This window comes from Ignavibacteriota bacterium (assembly GCA_016212665.1).
Classification (GTDB): Bacteria; Bacteroidota; Ignavibacteria; order UBA10030; family SZUA-254; genus FW602-bin19.
The window spans coordinates 33,701-45,814 of the sequence record JACREZ010000026.1 but is presented as its reverse complement, the minus strand read 5'-3'; the positions used below and the strand labels follow the sequence as shown (position 1 = coordinate 45,814).

The following is a 12,114-nucleotide window of genomic DNA, read 5'->3' as shown; positions in this document are numbered from 1 at the left end:
AACAGATTCAGTGTCAACCTTCGTATTCTGTTTCTACAAGAAGTTCAGCAGTTACTTCATTAACAGTCACACGAACCGAATTCGGTCGGCAACAGACAGCGCAATCTTCTGTGAACGTTTGATGTGCTCCTGCTGTCGGGTCAAACTCGACAACGTTTTCTTCGCCGCAGAACTCGCATGAAAATTTCAATGTGTCGGGAAAGTGTGGAGTGCGTTTCATAGTAATCAATTAAAAATTTAAAAGTAAAAATTAACAATGCTGATATAAAGTTACCAAACTAATTCGCAATTGACAATTCGCAATCCGAAATCAAGAGTGGAGTTTGATTCGGAAAGTCGTCCCTTTTCCTACCTTGCTTTCCTTGACGAATAGTTTTCCTTTGTGATATGTTTCGATAATGCGTTTAGAGAGTGAGAGTCCGAGTCCCCAGCCACGTTTTTTGGTACTGTAACCGGGGCGAAAAATATCTTTCTTCAACGACATTTCGATTCCCTTGCCGGTATCTTTCGCATCAATGATGATGGAGTTACCTTTCTTTGCCAATGAGAAGGTGACTTTTCCCTTGCTTTCCTCAATTGCATCAACAGCATTTTTGATAAGATTTTCAATCACCCACTCGAACAATTCTCGGTTGATGTTGCAGGAAATATGTTCGGTTGTTTCGATGGAAATATCAATATGCTTTCCTTCGCCGTAGCGGGAGGGAAGTCGCTTTTGAAAATATTTGATGACGGACTCAATCACTTCATGCAAATCTTCTTCTTTGAAACTCGGCTTCGAACCGATTTTGGAAAACCGGTCGGTGACTTTTTGAAGCCGCTGTAAATCGTTTTCCATGTCGGCAACAACTTCGGCTTGCTTTGTATCGTTCGCCGCATGAATCTTCATCATCTCAATCCAACCGAGGAGAGAAGAGAGTGGCGTTCCGAGTTGGTGCGCCGTTTCTTTCGCCATCCCCACCCAGATATTTCCCTGTTCGCTCCGTTTGATATAACTGAAACCAAGATAGCCGATGATGATAAACACGCCGCCGACAATCATTTCGATTATCGGAAGTAAACGGAGTTTGGTGACAATTTCCGACTCGCCGTAATGAAGATATTGAACGATGTCGCCAAACGGTAAACGAATCGTAACCGTGATGGGTTTATTTTGCTCATCCAACGTTTTGATGATACTTGTGAGATGATTAAGTTTTTCTTCTTCCGTTGCACTTTCGGGAAAAACAATGTTGCGTGAGTTGAGATGATACGGTTGGAGCGGAATGTTGAGCGAATCGGTAAGCAACATCGGGAAATCAATCGAACCGATGACTTCTGTAAAAATAAATCCGTAGTCGGATTGGTCTGCCGGGCTGTTGGCAATAAACTCAAGCGAGCGGGCGTACAATCCAGCAATCTCCCGTTCCTTCTTCAGCAATTGCTGAACGATGTTCTGTGTGTAGTACAACGTTCCAAGGACAATCACTACAGCGGTAACGAGCAGACCGATTTTAATATTTGCCGAACGAGGAATAGCCACGTATCAATTCAAAATTAAAAATGAAAAATTAAAAAATGTTATTTGTCATTCGTGGTATCAATAAACACTTATAACCGATAACGAATCAGTTCGTGAGAATAATTGTTTGGTCTCGTCTTGCACCAACAGAAATCATGCTGATTTGAGTTCCCGTAAGTTTCGCAAGAGTGTTCACATACGTTTGTGCGTTTGCCGGCAGTTCATCGAAAGAACGGATGTTGGAAGTGGAAGATTTCCAACCTGCGAACGATTCATACACAGGTTTTACTTTTTCTAATGTTTGAACATCGGTCGGGAATGATTTCAATGTCTTGCCGTTGAGTTCATATCCTGTGCAGATGTTCAGCGTGTCGAATGAATCAAGTACATCTAATTTTGTAATTGCAATTTCGGTAATGCCGTTGACCATAACCGAGTATTTCAGACTGAAGGCATCAAACCAACCGCAACGGCGCGGGCGACCGGTTGTTGCGCCATACTCGCCGCCAATCTTGCGTAACGTATTTCCTGTTTCATCGAGAAGTTCTGTTGGAAAAGGTCCGTTGCCGACGCGTGTTGAATATGCTTTCACAATTCCAAGAACAGAAGAAATTGAAGTTGGTGGAATACCAAGTCCCGTACACGCGCCTCCGCTTGTTGGATTCGATGAAGTGACGAACGGATACGTTCCGTGGTCAACATCAAGCAGAGCGCCTTGTGCGCCTTCGGCAAGTACCCGTTTTCCTTCGCCGATTGCTTTGTTTAGAAGCAGGGAAGTATCAGTGACAAATTCATCTATTTTTTTATCAAAGTCTTGGTACTCGTTGGTGATTTGTTCGATGTTGAATTCTGCTTTGCCATACACTTTGTTAATAATTTGATTTTTTTCTTCGATGGCGTGCTTGAGTTTTTGAGCAAGCACATCGCGATTCAACAAATCAACGATGCGGATACCGACGCGCATCGCCTTATCAATGTAGCAGGGACCGATGCCGCGACCTGTCGTTCCGATTGCATTTCCAGACTGCTCACGAATCGAATCAAGCATTTTATGATACGGCATGATGACGTGTGCATTATGGCTGATAAATAATCTTCCGCTCACTTGAATTCCGGCTGATTGGAGTTGTTCAATTTCGCTTATCAATGCGACGGGGTCAATCACAACTCCGTTTCCAATCACACAGGAAACATGGGGATGAAAAATTCCGGATGGAATGAGATGAAGAACTGAAGTTTTATCGCCGATGACAACTGTATGTCCTGCGTTCGCTCCGCCTTGATAGCGTGCTACAACATCAATATTTTCGCTGAGCAAGTCAACGATTTTTCCTTTTCCTTCATCGCCCCATTGGGCGCCGACGATAACTTTGACAGACATATTCTTTCGGTTTGGATTTATTCGTTATAGATGAGTTTAGTTCTTGGTGCTTGATTAAAGATTTAAGATGTATGATTGTTGTTAGAAAATGAACATCGAGTCAAATACAATATCCTGTATTGAGGCTCCAGAATCAAGCATCAAGCAAAAAAAACTCCGATGCAGTTGGTACCACATCGGAGTGAAAGATAGACATTTGTTTGCTTACTTGGAAAAACTTTCGACGGCTTTTTTTACTGTCGGGAATAACTCAAACACATTGGTAAGGCGTGTTATGACCAACAAGTTTTCAATTTTCTTCGATGCACCGGCGATTTTCAAGTGCCCGCCTGCATTTCGAATCGTTGCATGAGAAGCCATCAACATTCCAAGCCCCGAACTGTTCATGTTTTTCACTGCTTTCAGGTCGAGAACGAAGTTTTTTAATTTCTTCTCGATGAGTTCATGAACTTTATCTTTGAGAGCGGCGGCATCGGGTCCGCCGAGGATACTGCCTTCAAGTTTGATGATAGTTACTGTTTCGGTTTCACTGAGCGATAGGTTCATACACTGTTTTTCCCTTCATAACGGGTTTTGCTTTTTTCGCGAGTCTCCAGTTTGAGTAATCAAGAACAACTGCGCTTGCGATGTAAATCGAAGAGTATGTACCGGTAATAATACCGAACGTCAGGGCAAATCCAAATCCTCTGTTTACTTCTCCGCCAAAGAGGAAGAGAATCACCGTGACGATAAAAATTGTACCTGAAGTGATAAGCGTTCGGCTTAACGTTTGGTTCAAACTCTTGTTCATCACTTCCGTCAAACTGAGAGTCTTGTATATTTTCTGGTTCTCTCTGATTCTATCAAAGATAACGACGGTATCGTTGACGGAAAGACCGACGAGTGTGAGCAAGGCGGCAATCATGTTTTGGTCAATTTCAAAATTGGTGAATGGTGTGATTCCGTCAATAATTGAAATAACGCCTAATGTTACCAACACGTCGTGGAACAATGCCGCGACTGCGCCAATACCATAAATAAACTTGAACCGGAAACCGACGTAAATCATAATCGCTAATAACGAAAAAATGATTGCATAGAATGCGTCTTTTCTTAATTCAGCTCCTATTTTCGGACCGATTTTCGTTTCTTCGAGAACAGTCGGGTTCATGTTTGGAAAAGTTTGTTGCAGTGTTGCTTTGATTTGGTCTGCAACGGTTGTTCCTTCGCCTTGCGATTCTGTTCTAAGAAGAATCCTCAGCGGGTCACCGTACGTCTTAATTTCAACGTTCCGGTATCCGGCGTTATCCATCATGGAACGAATCTGACTAACATCAGGCTCGGCGCTAAACTGAACAATCAATTCGGTTCCTCCGAGGAAGTCAATACCGAAACCGATTCCTTTGATGGCAAGTGAAATCATTCCAACCATAATCACAGCGAGAGAAATCATGTACCATGTACGTCTCTTCCCCATGAAATCAATATGTGTTTCTTTAAAAAATCTCATTGATGTTTTCTACCTGTTCGATTAACCAAAATTAATAACTTTGCCACGTTCGAGCATTATGCTAAAGATAATGCGAGTTCCGACGATAGCGGTGAACATACTGATGACGATACCAATCATCAACGTGAGAGCGAAGCCCTGAACAGGTCCGCTTCCGAATTGATAGAGAATCACACCGGTAATAAATGTAGTAAGGTTCGAGTCGAAAATTGCTGTAAATGCTTTCTCGTATCCTGTATCAACTGCGGCGGAGAGTGTTTTCCCGGTTGCTGATTCTTCACGGATACGTTCATAGATAAGGACGTTCGCATCAACAGCAACTGCCATTGTGAGGATGATACCTGCAATACCAGGCAACGTTAATGTTCCTTGAAATCCTGCAAGGATTGCAAGCATAAAGAGCATGTTGAGAAAAAGAACAACATCTGCAACAGTCCCGCCCATTCTGTAATAGAAAATCATGAAGACGATTGTAAGGAGTAACGCCATCAAAGAAGAATAAATTCCTTGTTTGATAGAGTCTTCACCGAGCGAAGGTCCGACTGAGGTTTGTTGAATAATGTCAACCGGAGCGGGAAGTGCGCCTGCCTTGAGAACGATTTCAAGCAACTTCGCTTCTTCAACGCTTTCCATTCCTTCGATTTGAGAATTACCACCGGTAATTTTTCCACGAACTACAGGAGCGGAGAAAATGGCGTTATCTAAGATAATTGCAATTTGCTTATTGATATTTGAACCGGTAATTCTCGCCCACTCTCGTGCGCCTTCTGTGTTCATCTCCATCGTAACAATTGGAGTGTTGAAGTTCGGGTCAATAGTAGCGCGTGCTTCTGTGATAACTCCGCCGGTGAGTTCCGCTTCTTTTTTTACTGCATATAACGCGAAGAAATTTTTTCCTTCAGCAGTGAAGGACTTTTTTGCGGACCATGCAAAACTGACTCCTGAAGGAATGAGTTGTTTTATTTCCGGCTTCTCAAGAATGCGGTTCACTTTTCCTTTGTCTTCTTCGATTGTAAACAACTGACCGCTCCAACCTTGATTCGGTTGTTGCATAGGATTGGCAATCGCGAAGAATGGATGTTCTTTCTTCAGTTCTTCCGGTGTTTTTTCTGCTTGGTCATCAAGTGTGGCAAGTGAAGTATCAGCCGGTTTGTTCGTATCGGTTTGAGCAACTGTTGAAGTTGTATCAACCGGTTTTGCTGTTGTATCGTTTGCCGCGGCCGTTGTTGATGTATCGGTCTTGTTGACATTCAAAGAATCGTCAATCGGTTTGCCTGCAAGTGACGCATCAATCGCCTGATACACTTTTGACATAATTTCCGGGTCGTAAAGAATCTTGAACTCAAGAAGTGCCGTGCCCTGCAATAACTGCCGCACTTCGCCTTCTTTGCTGACGCCGGGAAGTTCGACAATAATTCTTCGCCCGCCTTGTTTCTGAATAGATGGTTCAGACACGCCATATTGGTCAATACGATTACGGACGATTTCGATTGCACGGTCAACAGCGCTTACTGTTTCGTCTCTTAATTTTTGGATTATAACATCGTCTTCATCGCGGATGCTACCATAATACCGGGCGGCGCGAAGTTGCTTTTGCTGTAACTTCCGACCAAGCAAATCTACCACTTCCTCTTCTGAAGTTTGTGACTCTGCACGAACTTCATTGATGACGTTCATAAATTGCTCGTCTTTATTCTTGGCAATGTCCTCCAAATATTTGAGGACGTTTACTTCAAGAACGACTCGCATTCCGCCTTGAAGGTCTAATCCTAATTTGACGCGCTTTAAGCGCGCTACTCTCATCGCCTCTTCGTTTTGTTCAACATATTTCAAACTATCATCACCGACAAGACTGCGCAGTTCTTTTGTGAACGAATAGTCTTTGTACGTTGGATAGAGAAAATACAGGGACAAACCTGTAAAGAGGAGAAATATTAATATTTTACCGCGATTCTTCTTCACGTGAGATTCTTGATACTCCTACAACAGTGTTATGAGTTGTGAGCCGAACACAAAAAGCAGAACAAGGTCATTTTGTTTATGTAATAAATTATTATTCACTTGTTCGAGGTAGTAAAAGCGCTTTTTTGATGTGGCTCAGTTGTTATTTAATTTCAAGGGTCAAAATATACGGAATTTTTCCAGAAAATCAATTAGCCAGCAATGGTAAAATTGAGAACGGCTTGTTTCTTTCTTCACAACGCTCTATATTGACCGAAATTATACTATGACGACATCAAATAATTTTTCCAAAAGCAGTTTCTTTTTCCTATTTGTTCTTTTTTCTTGTTTGATTCTGATACGAAACACCGTTTCAAGTCAGGCACAAACTCAGGCAATTCCCAAAACAGAAGTGAGAGCAATTTGGTTAACCACAGTTTTAGGGCTTGATTGGCCCCCATCAAAAATTAAGAAAGCGGATGAACAGAAGCGTCTTTTATCAGAAATGATTGAAAAAGCCGCCAAGGCAAAATTCAACACAATGTATTTTCAGGTTCGTGGGAGAGCAGACGCGATGTACAAGTCAGACTTAGAACCATGGTCTCATTTACTGACAGGTGAATTAGGAAAAGACCCGGGTTGGGACCCGCTTCAATTTGTGGTTGAAGAATCACACAAGCGCGGAGTTGAAGTTCATGCATGGTTCAATACATTTCTCACAAAAAGCGGAAAAGAAAAGCCGACCGAATCAAAACCGAGGCATTTAATTTTAGCGCATCCGGAATGGCTTCAGTTGGTAAAAGGGGAGTGGTGGCTCGACCCCGGAATTCCTGAAGCAAGAAAATATATTTCTCATGTTGCTATGGATATTGTTCGTCGCTACAACATTGATGGCTTTCAATTTGATTTTATGAGATACCCGCAAAACGGAATCCCCGATGATGCTACTTGGAAAAAGTATGGAGGGAATCAACCCAAAGCAGAATGGCGACGGGAGAACATCAACAAATTTGTGAGAGACTTTTATGATTCAGCAATGTTAATCAAGCCGATGTTGAAAGTCGGGGCGACACCGATTGGCATTTACAATGCTGATGTTTATAAAAATGGAATGAAAGGATTTGACGATGTTTTTCAGGACGCCAAAGGATGGTTGCGTGAAGGAAAACTTGATTACATCGCTCCTCAGGTTTATTGGTCGTTGAAGGATACATCGAAGGGACCTGACTTTGCAATGATTACAGAAGATTGGGTTGATGGTTCAAACGACCGTCAGATTATCGTTGGCATCGCCGCGTACAAAGATGATGTCTTCTCACAACTTCCAACTATTATTGATACATCGAGAGATATTGAAACGGATGGTCATGCATTCTTCCGGTATGAACACATTCGACGTGTGATTGATTCGACAGATGTATATACAACACTTGCAAACATTCCGCCGATGAAATGGAAAGATTCCGTTCCACCCTCGCCGCCACTTGCATTGAATGTAGAGAGAAAACAGAATATTGCTACGGTGAGTTGGACTTCGCCTCTTGCCAAAGAAAGCGAAGACACAGTGAAGTTCTACAACATCTATCGGTCGAAAGTTTTTCCCGTGGACATTTCTGATGCCAATCTTTTGTATCGCATTGTTCAATCAAATATTACATCATTTACTGATACATTACCGAATTCCAGCGCACATTTTCACTATGCAGTTTCTTCGCTCGATTACGGAAATAATGAAAGCCATCCGGTACAGGAAGGCATCATGCAAGTGCCGGAGGTGTTGGCAATACTCAACCGTTTTCAGTATCAACCTAAACTCCATAGGTTGATATATAATGAAGATTTTGAAACAGTAACGTTACCGTTGCAATTGACCGAAAAAGCGACATTGAAAATTTCCATTGTTGAAATATCCTCAAACAGTCAGATAGCAACGATTGAAAAGGAAGTGACGGGTGGTAGAAATCTGTTGACTATTGATGTTGCCGGTTTTGGAAAGCGGGAGTATCTTTTCAAAGTAGAATCATTGAATTTCACAGCGCAACAACAGATTTTGTTGCAGTAAAAAAAATATTTGACTTACCCATTGCATTTAGTTGCAATTGTATTATATTTGTCACGTGGAGAATTCAACTAGGGTATCGAACAAATGTTTTTAATTATGTTTTATTTGATGCCATGAAAGAAAAAAATCATCTCAAACGACACCATCGCCCATGGAGTAATGAAGAAGAACGGATACTGAAAGAAATGTATCCGGCGAATTCGCGCGATACAATTGCTCGTAAATTAGGACGCACAATAGTGGGTGTGAGTACACGCGCACGTCAACTCGGATTGACGAAGGAACTTCGTCCGTGGACGAGCATGGAAGACAATTATCTCAGCGCTCAGTACGGAAAGAAAAGTTACGCTGAAATTGCAAAAGAAATAAACCGGACCGAAGCCGCAGTTGCCGGGCGCGCTTCGAAGTTAGGTATTCTGACAAATCGGTTTTGGTCATCTGACCAAATTCAATTTTTGAAAAAATGGTATCACAAGAAAAGTTCAAACGAACTTTCCGATTTGCTACGACGAGACACATTTGCAATTCGCTCGAAAGCAAAACGACTCGGCTTGACCAAACCGGTTCCCAAACGCCCGTGGACAGAAGAAGAACTAACGTTCTTGAACACGAACTATCTTACTCTTTCTCATAAGGAGTTAGCGCAAAAACTTGAGCGAACTGTTTGGGCAATCGGGCAGGCGGTTTCGCGAAAGGGATTGTTGAAAAAGACGAACGAATTACTGAAGAAATAATTTTTTTTTGAAGGGCACGAATTATTTGAAATAAATTCACCGGGACATTTTTAACTTCGTGTTCGTTGTGAATATCCTTTGTGAACTTTGTGGTTACATACTGAACATTATTGGATATTCAACGCTTCGACGAGCCACAAACTCAACTCAGGGACATAGGTAATTATCACCAACGCGGCGAGAAGAATTCCGATAAAGGGAAGGACAGATTTTACAACTGTCGTTATCGGTTTTTCAAACCGAAAACTTGAAATAAATAAATTCAATCCGACAGGCGGTGTTAAATACCCGATTTCCAAATTGGCGAGAAAGATTATTCCGAGGTGAACGGGGTCCACTTCGTACGCAGTGGCAATCGGGATGATGAGCGGGACGACGACAATGATGGCAGAAAAAATATCCATCATCATACCAACAATGATCAGGAAGATATTCAACAAAATTAAGAATACTGCTTTACTGCTGATGAAGGAACGAATCCACTCGAACAATTTCATCGGCACCTCCTGGTCAATCAAATAATTTGTCAATCCCATCGCACAGCCGAGAATGATAAGAATCGCTCCCACCAACACCATGCTTTCCTGCATCACCCGTGGAACATCGCGGAAAAGATTCAAATCTTTATAGATAAACACTTCAACCACGAGAACATAAAAAGCAGTAATTGTTGCCGCCTCAGTTGCAGTGAACCATCCCGCGTAAATGCCGCCGATGATGAAAAATGGAAGTGGAATTTCCCAAATTGCTTCTCGTACGGAACTTCTGACATTTTTCCACTCAAACGGAATTTTTATAACATGCGCTTTAGAACTTTGCCGGATACTATATAATGAAAGGATTGCAACGAGCAACAATCCGGGAAGAAGTCCCGCGACGAAAAGTTTATCAATGCTTATCTCGGAAATCAATCCATACAAAATGATAGGGAGACTTGGAGGGAAAAGTAACCCCAAACTTCCTGAAGTTGTGAGAATGCCAAGAGAAAAATTTTCCGAGTAATGTTCTTTCAATAAAATCGGGTACAACAAACCGCCCAGCGCAACAATCGTTACGCCCGATGCGCCGGTGAATGCGGTGAAGATTGCGCATGAGACAAGGGCGACAATTGCGAGTCCTCCGGGAATCCAACCGAAGAACGCCTGTGAAAGAGCCACGAGTCGTTGCGGCGCTTTGCTTTCAGCAAGAATATATCCCGCAAACGTGAAGAGAGGAATAGCCATCAGCGTTGGCGCGCTTGCGATTCGATACAACTCGACGATAACAGCAGAGAGGTCAATCCCTTCTCCTTGAAAGGCAAGCAACGCAATCGAGCCGATGAGCGAAAACAGCGGCGCGCCGAGTAACGCTATCGCAATCAAAATCAGAACGAGGAGAAATGTATTCATCAGGCGTGAGACTTTGTTGGTTCTGTTTGTTGCGGTTTGAACGCAGTGATTGCATGTTCAATAGTTTTCAAAAGAAAACGAAATGAAATCAATCCAAACCCAAATGGAATGACAGTTTGAAACCACCACGCGGGGTACTCTGTTTCACCAATCGAAAAGAGAGGTGAATTTGATTCTTGTTCGCTGATCAGAAATGTCCAACCGGCATCTGCTAAAATTGCACAAACGATAACGGGGAAAAAGCTTGTTAGAATTTTGATGTAGCTTGCAACACGAGCCGAAGTGAAACGAGTGACAAGGTCAATGCTGATGTGTTTTTCTTGTTCTGCAGCAATGGAAGCGCCAATAAATCCAATCCACAAAACTGCATGGCGCAACAACGGGTCAGCCCACAAAAAGCCGGTCGAAAAAATATTTCGGAGAACAACTTGCGTGAATGAAAGCAAAACCATCGTACTCAAGAGTACGATGATAAGAACTTTCTCAACAAGACCAAGAGTCTTGCTTAGTGATTGGAGAAACTTCATTGAGAAGTTTTGTTATTCGCTTTTCTGAATTCGGAAACAGTCTGTTCGACTCTATTCATAAAACCCTCGTCATACAATTTGCCAACCAACATTCGGCGTGCTTTTTTTCCGATTTCGTCATACATGGAAATAACATCTTTCGATGGCGGCTCGATGATTTTAATTCCTTGCTTTTTCATGGTCTCGATTGATTTAGCGTTTTCTTTCCGACTCGCTTCAGTCAGTTTTGTCATGTACTTCTTGCCGTTCCGAAGAAGAATCTCTTGCATGTCAGCAGGAAGTCCATCGAATTTTTTCTTTGAAATAACAACTGCGCCGGAAGCATCGGCAAGCGGAAGATTGAACATGTATTTCACCCGTGTGAACCATTGAAGAGCAACCAAACCGAGCGGCGAAGAATAAACGCCGTCAATCATTTTTGTTTGCAGTGAAGTCATCACATCGGTGAGTGAAAGCGGAATCGGGTTGATGTTCAACGCCTTGAATGTCGCTTCGGCAACCGGGTCGCCTTCCCACATCCACATTTTTACGCCTTTCATTTCTTCCGGTTTGGAAACGGGTGTGTTCGTGTAGATGTTGACAAATCCAACTTCTGCCCAACCGAGCAACACGTAACCGCCATCGTTAAATGCTTTATTGAAATCCGTATCGAATGTTTTCAACACGTGGTCAACTTCTGCCGTTGATTTGAACAGGAACGGCGTATCAAGAATGCGTGCCTTTTGTGCAATCGTTGTAATCCCGTTTCCGGTAATTCCGGTTGAGTGGAGTTGTCCCAATTTTACTTTTCTCAGAACATCCCGCTCATCTCCTTGCACGCCGCCTGCAAAAATTTTAAAGCCCATTTTCCCGCCGCTTTCTTTCCGAACTGCCGCGTCATATTCTTTCATGATGTTTATCCATGTGCTTCCTTCCGGCGCTACCGTGGCAAACTTAATGGTGTATTGTTGGCTGAAAAGGGTGGAGGTTATTAATAGAATTGTGAGAATGAGTTTTGTCATGTAATGATCTATGTTTTAAACTTGGAAATCGTTAAAACGATTTCAATTATTATTATTTTATTGAACCCACAACTTCAGTTGTGGGTAATA

General features: G+C 42.4%; 11 protein-coding genes. 2 read left to right on the top strand and 9 right to left on the bottom strand.

Annotation, left to right across the window (positions count from 1 at the left end):
* Positions 1-13: 13 nt before the first annotated feature.
* From HY960_09280 to secD, 6 genes are all read right to left on the bottom strand, one after another.
* Positions 14-220 (bottom strand): CPXCG motif-containing cysteine-rich protein, encoded by a 207-nt coding sequence (locus HY960_09280; protein ID MBI5215934.1) that lies wholly within the window; start codon positions 218-220, stop codon positions 14-16.
* Positions 221-310: 90 nt separating this feature from the next.
* Positions 311-1,522: a HAMP domain-containing histidine kinase gene (locus HY960_09275; GenBank protein MBI5215933.1), complete on the bottom strand. Its 1,212-nt coding sequence runs from the start codon at positions 1,520-1,522 to the stop codon at positions 311-313.
* An 85-nt stretch (positions 1,523-1,607) separates the two neighbouring features.
* Complete coding sequence (locus HY960_09270) at positions 1,608-2,882, bottom strand: adenylosuccinate synthase (GenBank protein MBI5215932.1); 1,275 nt, start codon at positions 2,880-2,882, stop codon at positions 1,608-1,610.
* 204 nt (positions 2,883-3,086) lie between these two features.
* On the bottom strand, positions 3,087-3,428 hold the full coding sequence (locus tag HY960_09265; GenBank protein MBI5215931.1) for an STAS domain-containing protein: 342 nt from the start codon (positions 3,426-3,428) through the stop codon (positions 3,087-3,089).
* Positions 3,409-4,371, bottom strand: a complete 963-nt coding sequence (secF, locus tag HY960_09260) for a protein translocase subunit SecF (GenBank protein ID MBI5215930.1) — start codon at positions 4,369-4,371, stop codon at positions 3,409-3,411. The genes HY960_09265 and secF overlap by 20 nt, the downstream gene beginning before the upstream one ends.
* Before the next feature lie 21 nt (positions 4,372-4,392).
* Positions 4,393-6,333, bottom strand: coding sequence for a protein translocase subunit SecD (gene secD / locus HY960_09255; GenBank protein ID MBI5215929.1), 1,941 nt, complete (start codon positions 6,331-6,333; stop codon positions 4,393-4,395).
* A gap of 265 nt (positions 6,334-6,598) precedes the next feature.
* Here secD and HY960_09250 point away from each other — a divergent pair, with 265 nt between their 5' ends.
* Entirely contained in the window at positions 6,599-8,374 is a 1,776-nt protein-coding gene (locus HY960_09250) for a family 10 glycosylhydrolase (GenBank protein MBI5215928.1), read from the top strand.
* 113 nt (positions 8,375-8,487) lie between these two features.
* The gene (locus HY960_09245) at positions 8,488-9,108 is read left to right on the top strand and encodes a hypothetical protein (protein MBI5215927.1); all 621 of its coding nucleotides are present in this window, start codon (positions 8,488-8,490) and stop codon (positions 9,106-9,108) included.
* Between the two features lie 107 nt (positions 9,109-9,215).
* On the opposite strand, the gene HY960_09240 is transcribed toward HY960_09245, so the two are convergent.
* The 3 genes from HY960_09240 to dctP are packed head-to-tail and all read right to left on the bottom strand — an operon-like array spanning position 9,216 to position 12,024.
* Positions 9,216-10,496, bottom strand: coding sequence for a TRAP transporter large permease subunit (locus tag HY960_09240; GenBank protein ID MBI5215926.1), 1,281 nt, complete (start codon positions 10,494-10,496; stop codon positions 9,216-9,218).
* The gene (locus tag HY960_09235) at positions 10,496-11,023 is read right to left on the bottom strand and encodes a TRAP transporter small permease (protein MBI5215925.1); all 528 of its coding nucleotides are present in this window, start codon (positions 11,021-11,023) and stop codon (positions 10,496-10,498) included. Before HY960_09235 ends, HY960_09240 begins: the two co-directional genes overlap by 1 nt.
* On the bottom strand, positions 11,020-12,024 hold the full coding sequence (gene dctP, locus HY960_09230) for a TRAP transporter substrate-binding protein DctP (protein MBI5215924.1): 1,005 nt from the start codon (positions 12,022-12,024) through the stop codon (positions 11,020-11,022). The genes HY960_09235 and dctP overlap by 4 nt, the downstream gene beginning before the upstream one ends.
* Positions 12,025-12,114 lie beyond the last annotated feature (90 nt).